The organism is Anaerosinus sp., assembly GCF_965318445.1.
Genome location: NZ_CBDNNH010000018.1, coordinates 158,461 through 173,904 on the forward strand (window position 1 = coordinate 158,461; position 15,444 = coordinate 173,904).

Genomic DNA, 15,444 nt, shown 5'->3' on the forward strand with positions numbered 1-15,444 from the left:
TATCTGCTTATATCATAACTGAAAAATTCATTTTTTGTCAATATGTACATTTGTCTAATTCACAAAAACCCTTACATTTTTAATGTAAGGGTTTTTGTGAATTAGTTGCTTTGCGACATAAATTTTGATTTTGCTTGATTAACAGCTTCTGGTTTTGCCTGTTGTGTTTGATAATAACCTTTTTGCTCCATAATATCGTAGATTTGCTTTTGCTGGCAATATACATCACCTAGCACAGTCATGTAATCGCGACGGAGTTGATCGTCACTTGCTTCTAAAATACATGTATTTATCCCATTTGCCATTAATTTTGTTTCATTTAATGCTATCTGCAATACATTTTGTTCAGAAAACTGATCTGCCTCACCATTCATTTTGCTTGGCATTCTTACACCTCCACATTATTGAATATTTTGTCCTGCATTCAAATGCTTGCTAATCATCTGTGCATTTTGACTATTTTTCTGTGAAATTTGTTGAAATAATTGTTTTGTTTGCGCATCCTGCAATGAGTTAGCCAAGTTATTCATACTATCAGATGAACTTTGTGCTGCATTTAAAAAATCTTCCATTAAAAGCAACTCTTTTTCTGTTAACATTTTACCCCTCCTTTCCTGCATCATTATTTTGTACACATCAAGTAAAATCATACACAAAACATTGTGCATTTTTTACAAAGAAGATTTTTCTTATCAATGATTCAGTCCTCATTTTATTTTTAAATTATGCTATAATACTCCTATTAAAAGAAAAGTTGGTGACTATATGATTTTAGCAGAAATCCCTAATTTTATTGCCCGTGAACTAGATGTTAAACCAGTTCAAGTAAATGCGACAATAAAATTACTTGACGAGGGAAATACCGTTCCTTTTATTTCTAGATATCGCAAAGAGGTTACTGGTGAATTAGACGAAGAAAAAGTTCGCTCTATTGAAGAGCGTGTGCAATATCTCCGCAATCTAATCAAACGCCAAGAAGATATCATCGCCAGTATTCAGGAACAAGAAAAACTTACCCCTGAATTAAAAACAGCGATTGAGAAAACGACGAAATTACAAGAGTTAGAAGATCTCTATTTACCTTACAAACCCAAAAAACGCACTCGTGCACAAATTGCTCGAGAAAAAGGGCTTGAACCCCTCGCTGAGCTTATCCTTTTGCAGAAGATAGTTGAGGGCAATCCTTTGGATTATGCTATACAATATATCAATGAAGAAAAAGAAATTCATACCGCTGAAGATGCATTAAACGGCGCTATGGATATCATCGCTGAAACAGTGTGCGAACAAGCAAAAATCCGCGCAATGCTTCGCCGCCAATTATGGCAATACGGGCAAATCTCTACAACACTTGTTACAGATAACGAGGAAAGTAAAGCCTTTTTGATGTACAGTGAATATAGTGAACCCATAAATCGTTTGCCATCGCATCGTATTCTAGCGATTAATCGCGGTGAAAAAAAATCGCTGCTGAAAGTAAAATTAGCAACAAATCACGATACGAATATTGATTTAATTGCCAAACAAATCATCAGAGGTTCTTCTATTTTTGCGGACACTATTCTTGCCGCAATCACAGATGGATATAAACGATTACTATTTCCCGCACTTGAACGTGAAATTCGTACACAGTTAACTGAAAACGCAGAAAAACAAGCAATCCGTGTCTTTGGTTTGAATTTAAAACAACTTTTATTACAGCAGCCACTCGCCGGGCATACTGTACTTGGCTTAGATCCAGGCTATCGAACGGGTTGTAAGCTCGCGGTAATCGGTCCAACAGGAACAGTACTGGACCACGGGGTAATTTATGTTACTGCAAGCGATGAACAACGTAAACAAGCCGCCGAAAAAATCCTTAACCTAATCAAAAAGCATCAGATTACCCTTATCTCGATTGGTAATGGTACAGCCTCTTATGAAACAGAAGAATTCACGGCAAAATTAATTGCAGATCACAACCTTGCCGTGCATTACTTAATTACTAATGAAGCTGGCGCTTCCGTTTACTCCGCTTCAAAACTCGCCAAAGAGGAATTGCCCGAATACGATGTAACAATTCGCGGCGCTGTCTCTATTGCCCGCCGTATACAAGATCCGCTGGCTGAACTTGTAAAAATTGATCCAAAATCCATTGGTGTTGGCCAATATCAACACGATGTAAATCAAAAGGAACTTACAACAACATTAGCGACAGTTGTTGAATCTGCCGTAAATCATGTTGGTGTCGAGCTAAACACAGCTTCTATTGAATTATTAAAGCATGTCTCTGGCATTAACGCATCAGTTGCTAAAAATATTGTTGCTTATCGCGATGAACACCAAGCGTTTAAAAGCCGTAAAGAATTATTAAGAGTCGCACGTCTCGGACAAGCTGCCTTTACCCAATGTGCAGGCTTTTTAAGAATTAATGGCAGTGACATGCCACTTGACCATACACCAGTTCATCCAGAATCCTACGATCTAGCTAAAGCTTTATTAACAGAACTCGGATTTTCACTTGAAGATTTAACCAATAAAAATAAACTTGCTAATTTACAGGAAAAATTACAAAATATCAACCCTGAAGAATTAGCGAAAACTTTAGATGCAGGTCTTCCAACAATTCGCGATATTATTTCCGCTCTTGCCAAACCCGGACGCGATCCTCGCGAAGATTTGCCTGCACCACTTACCCGTAAAAGTATTGTAAAGCTGACCGATTTAACTGTTGGTACAATAGTTAAAGGAACCGTTCACAACATTACTGATTTTGGTGCATTTGTCGACATTGGAATTAAGACAGCTGGACTAATTCATCGTTCCGAGCTCAGCCACAAGTACTTTAAACATCCACTCGATGTGCTTTCTGTCGGCGATATTATTGATGTTATGATTATCTCCATTGATGCGGAAAGAAACCGTATTGGACTAAGTTTAAAACAAGTAGAAGATCAAGTATCCTCAAAATAAAAGTGGACCTAATTCAGGTAGATTTTTTACTCTATTAGACTTCCCGTCATCGGATAGAAAATAAAAAATGCTGACTTCAAATAAAAATATTATTTGAAGTCAGCATTTTTTTATTAAGCCATATATACTGCCCCAGCAGCCAATATAACCAAAGCGAAAACTGCAAATGCACCAGCCTTATTGTTTTCATCATCATGAACATAACGCGCATATCCAAGAGCCAAATTTCCGGCCATAACTAACCAAAGAACCAAAAATAACTTATACATTATCTCCTGCTCCTCTTTCATCTACTTCTCTCCATAATAAACCAGAGCGCTTTAATTTAGAATTCACCTTAATATGAACTTCTGCATTCCTATATAAATTCGGCCAATCATGGCTTGACCATTCTTGCCATGTTCCTACCTTTGCTCGATACTGATTGCTAATTTCAATACAATCTGCACCGAATGGCTGTGTTGCGTTAAAATAGGCCTGAACACCACTTTCTATTGCCTCATTAATTTTTTTCTCAATAGTCTGACGATTTTCTTTGTTCGTATAATCCATATCCGTTACAACATCCGATAACTCACAATTCGCTATAATATTAATATCAATTTTCATTTTCTCATCAACTACATCAACATCGACTTTAGGATTTTTTACATCTATACCTAAACTTATTTTTCTTTCTTCAGCAAATGGATCTTCAACTGTTAATGTAGTTTGTATCCCTTTATTTAATAACACTGCGCCAAACGCTTCACTCATATTTAACTTACCAACCATTTTCCAATCACGAAAAATAGCTGAGCCTACAACAATTAATTCTGTCCCGCCTTCTCTTGGAAAATCCTCCACTCCATACTGTGGAATGGATTGATGTGGTAATGGCATTGGGGATTTCTTTTGTAAGCTATTATCAACAATGGTTCCATATCCGGTTGCAACTGCATGTGTGGGTTCCTTAATCTGCATATAAAATTGATTTACATCATTAATTAGAGAACTAGCGGCAAATTTTTGCACTCTTTTTAAACTATCTATCCATCGATATTGAAAAAGCTCAAAAGGAGCCGTATTTTTTTTCAAAGCCTCCTTTGCCTCACCTTCAATAACCAAAATTGACATCGTATTTAAATATACTTGTTCACGTAGAAACATCGTCAAATATGGGTAAATGCCTTCTTTTGCAACCTCTTCACTAATAAATAAAGCAGAGGTATGGCTTAACTCAGGATTACGATTCAACGCAATCCCCAGTTGTCGAATTGCTTCTGTAATGTTAGGCGATTTTACACTGACAAGTTTTGTTTTATCTTTATTCTCTCCCCCAGAATCTCCCGTAAAAGATCTAGGCATAGCAATGCGAAAAGTAAATATATTCATATCAGGTTCATCTGACTTATCAATTCCAATGGTCAAAATAAATGATAAATCATCTACCTCTTGCCCTCCTATACAACCGCTACATAAAAAAGTAACAAATAATAAACTTACTACAATAATTATCTTAGGCCTTGTCCAACACATGAGCTGTTCCTCCGACATTTCACATAATACCCAATCCCCAAAATAATAAAGCTAAACACCATAAAAGCCGTTGACCATTGATAAATAAAAATTCCACTCATTGTTAATGCGGTAATTGTTGAATCAGGCAACATCGCTATACTCGTAGTCAATAACATTGCAATCGCCATTAAAGCTTTACTATCCGTTAATTTAAAAGCTTCACAATAAATCATTACCGATAAATATTGCGTTACTACAATTGACATCAAACCTGCTGTCAACCACATCAAAATAAAAATTGAGTCCACCCGCTGCACATATTGCGATAAATTCACACACCGAACCAATTCATAAAAGAGCAACACGCGCTCTGGCGAAACAATAATTCCAAACGTCATAATCATCATGAGAATTAAAATCATCTTAAAAAAGGTTACGTATGCCATTCCATATAAAATACTTTTTTTCATTGTAGCAATATTTTGCAAATGCGGAATAATGAAAAAAATCGCCATCGAGGTTGCTCCTGTACCAATGTCTAAAACAGAATATTTTGCTAAACTCCCCATGCCATAGCCTTGCCATGGCAATAATTGCGTAACATCGTAAGAGGAAAATAACAAAAAAAGTAAAATAATTAAAGTAATCGCCCGTACAACTAACAAAAGATATGCACAGCGTAAAATTACCTCTAACCCATAGCGCATCATAAAAAAAACAGCAGCAGCAAAAATAAGTAAAACTAATTTTAAATTTCCCGTTTTTAAAGTCGTCATTAATGTATGGTCTGTAAATTCTCTAATCATCAAAACCGTAGAAAGTTGAAACAAAACTGCCCATAAAATAAAGAATATCATTCCCCCACTACGACCTAATACCCCTTGTACAAAACTAAAAAATGTGATCATTCGTCCATTACAAAATTTATCAATATAGTTTTGATAGATTTTCAAGATTGCTAATAAAAGACCTAGCAATAGCAAACCACTGCAAATTTTCAACAGCCAAGCTGAGCTTCCCACAAACCCAATAGATAAACTAGGTTCTGTGAGATAAATACTCGGAACAATCAACATTGCTACTAAGGTCATGCCTTCTACTGCACTTATTTTTCCAATGCCATAACTCACTATTCTTCCTCCTTTTGTGTAGGCTTCTCTTCTCGCCATGACTCACTTGCTGTTGATTTGCGCTGTACCCGCTCAGTATTTAATTCATCTGGACGCCATAAATCATTCTCATATGAATTAGGCACCCGTAAAATATCTGTAACCGTCGACGTTTTAGGAATAATTGGTGCTAAAAATGGAACGCCTAAAGATTTTAATCCTACCATTTCTAATAAGATTAAAAGAAATACAATACTTACGCCAACCAAGCCCATCATCGCAGCTGAAAAGAGCATTGCATATTGCGTAATTCTCACTGCAAATCCAAATCGATATTCAGGAATGACATAGGAAGCTAGTCCAGTAATTGCAACAACAACCACTAATAGCGGACTAACTAACTTTGCTGAGATTGCCGCCTGCCCAAGAATAATTGCCCCCACAATACCGATAGATCCTCCAAGCTGACCTGGTACACGTAGCGTTGCCTCCCGAATCAATTCAAAGGAAAAAATCATCATCAATAACTCTAAGACAGAAGTAAATGGAACAAACTGCCTGTAACCAGATATCGCTAAAAGAATCTCTGTTGGTATTGCTTCATAATGAAATAATACTAGCGCAATATATATACTTGGTAAAAAAAATGCTAAAAGTAAACCCGTATAGCGCAAGATACGCATAAACATAGCCGCTGGTAATCGCATTTCATAATCCTCCGGATTATGAAAAAAATCCCACAGATTAACTGGCGCAATATAAGCAAAGGGATCACCATCAACCATAAAGGCAATTCGTCCTTGCATAAGTGCTGCAACTACACGATCGGGACGCTCAGTAGATAAATTTTCAGGAAACTGAAGTTTATTATCTGAAATCATTTGACTAAACGAGCCTGCATCAAAGACATCATCACGCTTTACCCCTTTGATGCGTCGAATTAATTCTTTTTTCGCCGTTTCATTTACAATTCCATCAACATACATTACCGCACAATTTTTCGCATTTACTTTTCCTAAAGGAAATAATTCTGTTACTAGATTCGTACTTTGCAGCATAGCATGAATCAGTGCAGTATTTGGACGCAATGCTTCACCAAACGCAGCTTGCGAACCACGTGTGGTTTTCTCAATCTCCGCTTTTCCGATCCCACGGCTTTTATATCCTTTTACATCAATTCCCAATGCCTCTTTTGAACCCTCAATAAATAAAACACAATCGCCAGCATTGATACTTTTTGTCACATCTTGATAAGTCGTTATTTTAAGCGGCTGCAAGTGTGGAATAAAATTATTTACCAATTTATCAGTTAAACTTTCACCAATCAACCCTTCTTTTTCATATTCAAACAACATCAACGGTTGTAATAATGCCAAGGTTAACAATTGCTTATCAACCATGCCATCAATGTAATTTAACATCATTTTAACGGGGATTTTTCCTTTTAATTCAAATTCGCGAGTTTGAATGTCTTTATTTTTTGGTAAATGGTATAGTCTTTCTATTGTCGTTTTGTTCTCAATTAAACTGCTGCTGACACTAATTCTTCCCCGGTCCATATTGCCATGCTCATAGGCAAGAATAATTGGCTCTAATTCATCAGCTCGCATTTCTAACATTTCTAACCGAATTTTTAATATTTCTATATCTTCTTTTGTCCACTTTCCCGACGCACATTTTTCTTTCGCTAATTCAATAACCTCAGATAAAGATTTTATTCCATTTGTAACATCCGATAGACAATCTAAAACACTTGCTTTTGCTTTTGTTTTGTTATATGCAATCCATTGTTCTTCTTCCGTTTCTGGCAAAACAAAAGTAGTTTCTTCCGTTTTAGGTTTATATTGAATATATTCAAATATCTTTTTATATAAAGAACCTTTTTGGTTTTGTTCCACAAAAACACCTTCCTTCCAGATACTTGGAATTAGTATGACCAAATTACAGAATATTAACAAAATTTTTATGCAAAAAACTTGAATTTCATCTTACCCTTTAGGCATAAAATTCAAGCTTTTCATTAGTTTACTCTCCTATATCTCCATGTTATAATAAGTCTCAAGGTATTTGGAGTGATTAATTTTCTTATGAAAATAACCAAAGTGAATACAATCCAACCTTCATCTATCTAATTTACAACTTATATTTTCATAAAAAATCGGTGCAAACCGTCTACCGGCTGCACCTTCTATATTTTTATCCGATAGTTAATCGTAACATCTAAAGAAATTAAAGTGAGGTTATTATGGATTTATTAAAAAGTACAATTGCTAAAGTTACACCTCTGAATGATTTAGCAATGGCAAAAATAAAAAAGGCTAGCCATAATTTAATTACACCTGAAGGCTGCCTTGGTTATCTTGAAACTATATTACAAAAATACGTCGGTATTACCAATGAGATTACCCCGTCAGTACCAAAAAAATGTATGGTAGTCGCTTGTGCAGATCATGGCGTCGCTGAGGAAGGTGTAAGTGCCTATCCAGTTGAAACAACAGTACAAATGACACGTAATTATTTAGTCGCTAAAGGTGCAGGTGCTAACGCAATGGCCTTGCATTGTGGTGCTGATTTAGTCGTAGTCGATGTTGGCATTGCTGCGCCTATGGAAAAAATCGAGGGACTTATTGATAGAAAAATCAATTACGGCACAAAAAACTTTACAAAAGGCCCTGCAATGACCGAAAGCGAAGCAATTCGTTCACTTGAAATTGGAATTGAAATTGCCACGCAAAAAATTGCTGAAGGCTATCGTTGTTTTTGTTTGGGGGAAATGGGCATCGCCAATACGACCTCTAGTGCAGCAATTGTCGCAGCTTTTGCTAAGCTAGCTCCCAAAAAGGCAACTGGTCGTGGAACTAATATTTCTGATGAACGATTACTAAAAAAAATCCAAGTCGTAGAAAAAGGATTAGCGGTAAATAAACCAAATTCAAATGATGGCCTAGACGTTTTGAAAAAAGTTGGTGGTTTTGAACTTGGTTGCTTGGCAGGCGTTATCCTCGGTTGTGCAGCGAACCGTGCTGCTGTTGTCATCGATGGATTTAATGCAAGTGCAGCCGCTTTAATTGCAGCGAGTCTTTGTCCACTATCAAAAAAATTCTTAATTGGCTCACACCTATCAGCTGAGCCTGCACATAGCAAAGCCCTCGAAATATTAGAATTAAAAGCATATATTGATATGCATTTTCGTTTTGGGGAAGCGACTGGAGCCGCACTTGCCATGTCAATCCTTGACGCTACGATAAAATCCTATCTGCATGAATCTAATCCTGAAAACACAACAATCATTGATCCAGATCAGATGTTATCTGAAATATTGCCTGATCGTTATATTGCCGCTTCATTAGATAATGAAGCAATGCAAGCGTGCCAATTACATATTGATAATCTTACAAAACCTCTTGGCAGTCTTGGACATCTTGAAAAATTAGCTGTCCAGCTTGCAGGTATAACCGAAATGTCTAAACCAAAGAATTTGAAAAAAAGTATACTTCTATTTTCTACACCTAAAAATTCACTGATTTACGCCTTTGCTTCACATACAAAGGCGAATCTTACAATTGCTGATCTAGACAATAGTAAAATGAATTGCGGGCAAGCATTAGCATTAGGTATGCAAGTCGCCGATCAAGAATTTAAAAAAGGTAGCAGAATTCTTGGAATTGGTGAAAGCTTAAACCTCACTCCATATGGCCAGCAAGTGCCAAATAGATTTGCCAATAAATCCCTAGAGTCATTCACTAATATAGATAACGTGGAATTAGCGGCTATTACTGGAGCAATCATCGCTGCCGCTGCAAATAAATGTGCAATCATGCTTGACGGGCCACTTACTGCATTAGCCGCACGAATTGCTGTAAGCATGAATAAGGAAATTAATAATTACTTAATTAACGCTTCTCTTTCACCTGAACCACTTCATAAAGAAGCAATTGAATCTCTAAATCTAAATGCTTATCTTTATCTTGATTCAACCCTCTATGAAGGCTGCCAAGCAGCCCTCGGCATGACACTCCTTGATGCCTGTTTGCATATGGTCAATGATATGAAAACATTTAAACAAGCGGCTGTAGCTATTGCAAACGATGGTCCCGGAGCAAACAGACAAAGCTTAGACATATAAATTAAGCTAGGATTCCAAATAAAAATAGCAGGAAGATTTCTTCCTGCTATTTTTATTTACACAATATAGCATCGATTAACATATCACTTTTCTCTGCAAAATTCATCATGTCTATTTTTAATTTTTCCATTAACTCTGCATCACCGCGCAACAAAGATATGTTGAGCTCTGCCAAAAGCACTGCACCTTGCAATGCCGTATTGCAGCTCATCGCACCAAAGGTCGCATCACAAACAACATTTTGGTGCAATTTATCCTTCATTTGTTTTGCGACCACTAATGCATCTATACAAGCCTGTGCAATCTCAAACGGTATATGTACCGCTTCTAACAAAATTTCATTCCATTCTTCTTGACTTCCATCTGGTCCAACTCTCGTTAACGCAGGAAGAGCTCTTGCTAAGACTTCCGCATCTGCATTAATTAAATTCTCCAATTCTTGATGTAGTCGAGTCAGCTCATCTAATGCCCCTGAAAATTCAGTTTCTGTTAAAGATACTTTCGATACTTTGACTGCCATTTCTAATAAGCATACACCATTAAGCCCCGTCATTGCCGCTCCGCTTCCACCACCTGGAGCTTCTTTCCCAGCCATTTTTGTAAAAAAATCATGGATAGAAAGTTCCGTCAACATATTCACTCCTCCTATCTATCTCTATTGTATGACCAAAAATAAAATACTTTCCATTATAAAAATTTTATTTTCCAAAAATTCATTAGAAGAATAGGGATGTCGCCACAATGCAACATCCCTATCTTATTATTCAACGCTAATCAATAAATGATAATGTGGCTGTCCACCAGCATAAATCTCAACTTCTAAATCTGGAAAAGTATCTTCTAACATTTCAGCAAAAGCTTCTGCATCCTCTGTCCTAATATCTTTTCCATAATATAAACTGACAACTTCACATTCGTCATCAGAAATTTTTTTAACGGTATCCACAATCACTTTATTAATATTATCACCATATAATTTTACTTTACCACCAATTACACCAAGATAAGCGCCTTCTTCTACTAAAACGCCATCGACTTTACTGTCACGAACTGCTTGTGTAATCGCCGCCTCACGTACACCTTGCATCGCTTCAGTCATATGATTTACGCTTTCCATAATATCTAACGATGGATCAAATGCCATAAGCACAGATAGCCCTTGCGGAGTATTTACTGTAGGAACAATCTCAACTCGGTCCCCAAGCATTTTCTTTACTTGTGCCGCCGCTAAAACGATATTGCTGTTATTTGGTAAAATAATATATTTTTCAGCAATGTTACTATTGACTGCATCAACAAATTCCTCTACTGACGGATTCATCGACTGTCCACCCGAAATAATAATCGAAGCACCTAATCCCTTCATAATCTCAGCCAGTCCTTCACCGGCAGCCACACTAATTACAGCTACCTTTAGCTCAGGGTCTTTTGCTTCTTCATCAATAACCAAACTACGATGTTGATCTGCCATATTATCCACTTTAATATCGTGTAAAGAACCCCAAGAAATTCCTTGTGCCAATACTTTGCCTGGATTATCTGTATGAATATGAATTTTTAGTATTTCGCCGCCATCAGCAACAACTAGAGAATCTCCCATTTCCATTAAGACTTTTCGCGCTTCTACAGCCTTTACCGTAGAATCTTTTACCATAAACTCTGTACAATATGGACGTGTAATCTCAAAATCTTCCGCTGGCATCTTTGCTGCTGCTTTAAAACTTTTTTCAAAAGTAACCTCTGGAGTCGTCGGTAAGTCACCACCCAACCCAGCAATGCATCCTTCTAAAAAAACAATCAGCCCTTTACCACCAGCATCAACCACACCTGCAGCTTTAAGTGCTGGTAATAAGTCAGGTGTTCTTGCTAATTCACGATTTCCACCTGCGACAGCTTCTTTTAATATCTCCATAATAGGCAAATCAGCGCGTACTGCATGATGAGCACCTTTTGCAATCCCTTTTGCAACAGTCAAAATCGTCCCTTCTACAGGTTTAGATACTGAACGATATGCATATAAAACACCATATTGAAACGCTTTCCCCAGACCAGCTGAACAAACGGTATCTTTTCCTTCCAACCCACGTGCTAAACCGCGAAAAATCTGCGATAAAATAACCCCTGAATTTCCTCTCGCTCCCATAATCGCACTTGTAGCTGCTTTTTTACTCAATTCTCCAATAGAAGTTTCTGACGCTTCAGCTACAGCTCTTGCAACTGCTCCCAAGGTTCGAAGCATATTTGTTCCCGTATCGCCATCCGGTACTGGAAATACATTTAAACGATTAATATTTTCATGTTCTAATGAAAATGCATTATACGCACCTGCAATCATGCATTTAAAATCATTACCGGTAATAATCTCTTTATTTCCCGCCAATCGATTGCACTCCTTCCTATAACTTTTCCTGATATATTAGTGCTAACGCTTTTGGCCCTGTATGTGCAGCTACTACTGAACTAGTCTCCGTTAACGTAACTTTCATATATGGATATAATTCCTGTACACGTTTTTTTAATTCTAAACAATCTTCTTCGGGTGCTCCAGCATGAACCACACCAACATATTCAATGCGTTCACACTTTGCGATTTCATCAATCATTCGATTCATAGCACGTTTGCGTGTTCTTACTTTATCTAAAACCGAAATTTTTCCTTCGGTTAAATAAAGTACTGGTTTAATTTGCAAAATTGTACCAAGCAATGTTGCGGCACCGCCAATTCTACCACCTTTATGCAAATGTTCCAAAGAATCAGGTAAAATCATCGTATGCGTAGCTCTTACTCTATCTTTTAGACCTTGAACAATTTCTACACAATCAAGCCCCTCTGCAATCATTTGAAGTGCAGCTTCTGCTATTCCTAGCTGACCAATATCGGCAGTTTCCGAATCAATAACATGAATTTTTTTCGCATCTACACTGCGCGCCGCAGTTCGTGCCCCTTCGGCTGTACCACTGAGCGCTCCAGAAACAGTAATTACGATTACTTCTGCATCTTCATCAACAAGCTTTTGAAATAACTCTACAAACTCACCAAGTGGAGGTTGTGAAGTTTGTGGCATTGTCTTCGCTTTATCTAACTCAGCAAATAACTGCTGATATGGTAATTCATCTTCATTCCACTCTTTATCGGCAACTCTAATTTTTAAAGATACTTTATGCAAGTTTTTATGTTGTTTCAATAATTCTGCTGGAATTCTCGCAGTACTATCTAAAACTACATGAATATTATTCACGACAATCCTCCTCAAAAACAACATCCCAATATATTGCTTTTTCAATTTATCAGCCTTCAAACCCAAAGGCCTACTATCTCTTTTTTTATTTTTCAGTTGAAAGTATAAACTTCCAGTTAAACATTCATATTTATATTGTACTAAATTTCCACAGCAAAATACAGTATAAAACAATAAAATCAAAATCAATTACTAATAATATTATATATTTTGCTAAAAATCAAAGGAATAATCACACAAATTCTCGAAATAATCCATTGTTACCTGATAACCAGAACTCAAATAGAGTAAAAATTCCACTTGAGTCAACTCTTACTTTATTTTTTACTTTAGATAAAGGAGCTCACCTATGAATAAAAATCTATTATTTTCACTAGATATTGGAACACGAAGTGTCATTGGCATCGTAGCCGAAAAAATCGGTAAAGATATAAAAATTATTGCAGCAGAACGTAAAGAGCATAATACCAGAGCAATGCTAGATGGTCAAATTCACGATGTCCCCGAAGTTGCTGCAATACTAGAAGCAGTAAAATTAAAACTTGAAGATCGCGTTGGAACACTAAATCATGCTGCGGTTGCAGCAGCAGGGCGTGCACTCTATACGATTACTGCCGAAGCAGAAATGGAAATATCAGAAATCATCACCCCAGAAAATGAACGCACCTTAGAACTTTCCGCCATTCAAGCCGCACAAAAAAAACTTGCTACTTCTAATACAGTAGACGATCCGACATTATATTATTGTGTCGGCTATAGCACCATAACCTATAAGCTTGATAACGTTCCTTTAAAAACATTAGTCGGACAACGCGGGAAAAAAGCACATATAGAAGTAATTGCAACGTTTTTGCCTCGCCAAGTTATCGACTCAATGCAATCAGCACTAATAGCGGCCAATTTAGAGATGTCAGCATTAACCTTAGAACCAATTGCTGCGATTAACGTATTAATCCCACCAACAATGCGCCATTTAAATCTAGTTCTCGTAGATATTGGTGCAGGCACCTCTGACGTTGCAATAACAAAAAATGGTACGATTATTGGTTACGGCATGGTTCCACTTGCCGGAGATGAAATTACAGAAGCAATTTCACAAGCGTATCTCTTAGATTTCAATGTCGCCGAAAGAATTAAACGCGAATTAACCATGCCAAAAACATCCACAGAAACTACAATCACTTTTTCAGATATTCTTGGAATTGAATACAATTTGTCACCTACGGAAATCATTGCACAAGTTAAGCCGAATGTCGGTGAACTGGCACAAGCTATTGCCAACCAAATCATTGCATTAAATAAAGAATCACCCCAAGCTGTATTATTAGTTGGAGGTGGTTCCTTAACTCCGCTTTTACCAGAAATGCTCGCACAAGCGTTAGAAATTCCTGCCCCAAGAGTTGCCGTACGGCGACCTGATACAATTCATGGAATGGAATTTCCTGATGAGTTAAAACAGCCAGATAACGTAACCCCACTTGGGATTTTAAAAGTAGCAGCTTCTCAAAGCTTGCATTTTATTACAGTACATGTAAACAATACCCCTTATCGTCTATTTAATCTTGGAAAACTAACCCTCTCAGATGCATTACTTGCTGCTGGCATTGGCCTAAAAGACTTAAATGGTAAACCCGGTCTTGCAATTACCGTTACTATCAATAAACAAACAAAATTTATTCCTGGCACAATGGGGACAGCAGCTGAATTACTTTTAAATAACGAAAAAACAACATTAGATACGGAAATTAAAGATGGAGATAAAATATCTGTAGTGTGCGGAATTAATGGTAAAGCACCTACTGTGTATTTAAAAGATGTCGTAGAACCAGCAGAAGATATGAGCGTTTTGATTAATAATGAAAATTACACTGTATCACCAATTCTCTTAGTAAATGATAAACCTGCCAAATTAGATCAGCAATTAAAAGACCGTGATATCGTTACCTATCGCAATTTGAAAAATTTAGGTGAAATACTTGTAAGCGCAGGTTATTCTCCACAACCCCATCGATTTACCTATACAGTAAATGGGGTTAAAACTCAGCATAGTGTATCGACGACAATACTCGTAAATGATGAACCGGCAACAGTATCACATCCAATTGAACCAAATGATGAAATTACTTTAATCGAACCGAAAGTCCCCCAATTAGGTACAGTCCTTCAACTCGAAACGATTGATAAGGGAATCCACATATATTTTAATAAGAAAAAACATTTTATTCCAACGAGTCATTATACCATAAAAATGAATGGAAATAATGCAGTTCTCGATGACGTTGCAAAAGATGGCGCTGAAATTACTTATGAGCTAATAGATAAAGGGACGCCAATACTTAGCGACATTTTATTCACGGTCGGCTATAAAGCGCCTAGCGCCTTTAGCAAAGTCAGTGTAGAAATTTTACTCAACAGTCGCCCAGCCGAATATATAACACCTGTAAAAAGCGGCGATAATATCGAAGTAATTACAACCCCATTAAAAGGATAAAAGAAGCAGACTCAAAATGAGTCTGCT

General features: G+C 37.0%; 12 protein-coding genes. 3 read left to right on the plus strand and 9 right to left on the minus strand.

Going from position 1 to position 15,444, the window contains the following annotated elements; all coding sequences use genetic code 11:
• Positions 1-101: 101 nt before the first annotated feature.
• On the minus strand, positions 102-386 hold the full coding sequence (locus ACWZFG_RS08970) for a spore coat protein (RefSeq protein WP_147666814.1): 285 nt from the start codon (positions 384-386) through the stop codon (positions 102-104).
• Positions 387-401: 15 nt separating this feature from the next.
• On the minus strand, positions 402-599 hold the full coding sequence (locus ACWZFG_RS08975; protein ID WP_147666816.1) for a ferritin-like domain-containing protein: 198 nt from the start codon (positions 597-599) through the stop codon (positions 402-404).
• A 166-nt stretch (positions 600-765) separates the two neighbouring features.
• Here ACWZFG_RS08975 and ACWZFG_RS08980 point away from each other — a divergent pair, with 166 nt between their 5' ends.
• Positions 766-2,952 carry a Tex family protein gene (locus ACWZFG_RS08980; RefSeq protein ID WP_455577451.1) on the plus strand — a complete coding sequence of 729 codons (2,187 nt, stop codon included), beginning with the start codon at positions 766-768 and terminating at the stop codon, positions 2,950-2,952.
• Positions 2,953-3,065: 113 nt separating this feature from the next.
• On the opposite strand, the gene ACWZFG_RS08985 is transcribed toward ACWZFG_RS08980, so the two are convergent.
• Genes ACWZFG_RS08985 through ACWZFG_RS09000 form a run of 4 tightly spaced genes read right to left on the minus strand, consistent with a single transcriptional unit; the run spans position 3,066 to position 7,459 of the window.
• On the minus strand, positions 3,066-3,221 hold the full coding sequence (locus ACWZFG_RS08985; RefSeq protein WP_177506108.1) for a hypothetical protein: 156 nt from the start codon (positions 3,219-3,221) through the stop codon (positions 3,066-3,068).
• Positions 3,214-4,470 (minus strand): Ger(x)C family spore germination protein, encoded by a 1,257-nt coding sequence (locus tag ACWZFG_RS08990; RefSeq protein WP_455577452.1) that lies wholly within the window; start codon positions 4,468-4,470, stop codon positions 3,214-3,216. The genes ACWZFG_RS08985 and ACWZFG_RS08990 overlap by 8 nt, the downstream gene beginning before the upstream one ends.
• Positions 4,446-5,582 carry a GerAB/ArcD/ProY family transporter gene (locus ACWZFG_RS08995; protein WP_455577453.1) on the minus strand — a complete coding sequence of 379 codons (1,137 nt, stop codon included), beginning with the start codon at positions 5,580-5,582 and terminating at the stop codon, positions 4,446-4,448. Before ACWZFG_RS08995 ends, ACWZFG_RS08990 begins: the two co-directional genes overlap by 25 nt.
• Complete coding sequence (locus tag ACWZFG_RS09000; protein ID WP_455577454.1) at positions 5,582-7,459, minus strand: spore germination protein; 1,878 nt, start codon at positions 7,457-7,459, stop codon at positions 5,582-5,584. Before ACWZFG_RS09000 ends, ACWZFG_RS08995 begins: the two co-directional genes overlap by 1 nt.
• A 347-nt stretch (positions 7,460-7,806) precedes the next feature.
• Between ACWZFG_RS09000 and cobT the strand changes: the two genes are divergently transcribed.
• On the plus strand, positions 7,807-9,687 hold the full coding sequence (gene cobT, locus ACWZFG_RS09005) for a nicotinate-nucleotide--dimethylbenzimidazole phosphoribosyltransferase (protein ID WP_177506104.1): 1,881 nt from the start codon (positions 7,807-7,809) through the stop codon (positions 9,685-9,687).
• Positions 9,688-9,739: 52 nt separating this feature from the next.
• On the opposite strand, the gene ACWZFG_RS09010 is transcribed toward cobT, so the two are convergent.
• The 3 genes from ACWZFG_RS09010 to ACWZFG_RS09020 all read right to left on the minus strand — a co-directional run bounded on the left by ACWZFG_RS09010 (position 9,740) and on the right by ACWZFG_RS09020 (position 12,926).
• Complete coding sequence (locus ACWZFG_RS09010) at positions 9,740-10,321, minus strand: cyclodeaminase/cyclohydrolase family protein (protein ID WP_455577455.1); 582 nt, start codon at positions 10,319-10,321, stop codon at positions 9,740-9,742.
• A 126-nt stretch (positions 10,322-10,447) separates the two neighbouring features.
• On the minus strand, positions 10,448-12,067 hold the full coding sequence (locus tag ACWZFG_RS09015; protein ID WP_455577456.1) for a DAK2 domain-containing protein: 1,620 nt from the start codon (positions 12,065-12,067) through the stop codon (positions 10,448-10,450).
• 16 nt (positions 12,068-12,083) lie between these two features.
• Positions 12,084-12,926 (minus strand): DegV family protein, encoded by an 843-nt coding sequence (locus tag ACWZFG_RS09020; RefSeq protein WP_177506101.1) that lies wholly within the window; start codon positions 12,924-12,926, stop codon positions 12,084-12,086.
• Positions 12,927-13,275: 349 nt separating this feature from the next.
• Between ACWZFG_RS09020 and ACWZFG_RS09025 the strand changes: the two genes are divergently transcribed.
• Entirely contained in the window at positions 13,276-15,417 is a 2,142-nt protein-coding gene (locus ACWZFG_RS09025) for a cell division FtsA domain-containing protein (protein WP_455577457.1), read from the plus strand.
• Positions 15,418-15,444: the final 27 nt, after the last annotated feature.

Excerpts from the sequence above, each read along its gene's own strand:
- ACWZFG_RS08970 (WP_147666814.1), bottom strand. The coding sequence starts at position 386 with ATGCCAAGCAAAATGAATGGTGAGGCAGATCAGTTTTCTGAACAAAAT.
- ACWZFG_RS09010 (WP_455577455.1), bottom strand. The coding sequence starts at position 10,321 with ATGTTGACGGAACTTTCTATCCATGATTTTTTTACAAAAATGGCTGGG.
- ACWZFG_RS08980 (WP_455577451.1), top strand. The coding sequence starts at position 766 with ATGATTTTAGCAGAAATCCCTAATTTTATTGCCCGTGAACTAGATGTT.
- cobT (WP_177506104.1), top strand. The coding sequence starts at position 7,807 with ATGGATTTATTAAAAAGTACAATTGCTAAAGTTACACCTCTGAATGAT.
- ACWZFG_RS08985 (WP_177506108.1), bottom strand. The coding sequence starts at position 3,221 with ATGTATAAGTTATTTTTGGTTCTTTGGTTAGTTATGGCCGGAAATTTG.
- ACWZFG_RS08975 (WP_147666816.1), bottom strand. The coding sequence starts at position 599 with ATGTTAACAGAAAAAGAGTTGCTTTTAATGGAAGATTTTTTAAATGCA.
- ACWZFG_RS08990 (WP_455577452.1), bottom strand. The coding sequence starts at position 4,470 with ATGTGTTGGACAAGGCCTAAGATAATTATTGTAGTAAGTTTATTATTT.
- ACWZFG_RS09025 (WP_455577457.1), top strand. The coding sequence starts at position 13,276 with ATGAATAAAAATCTATTATTTTCACTAGATATTGGAACACGAAGTGTC.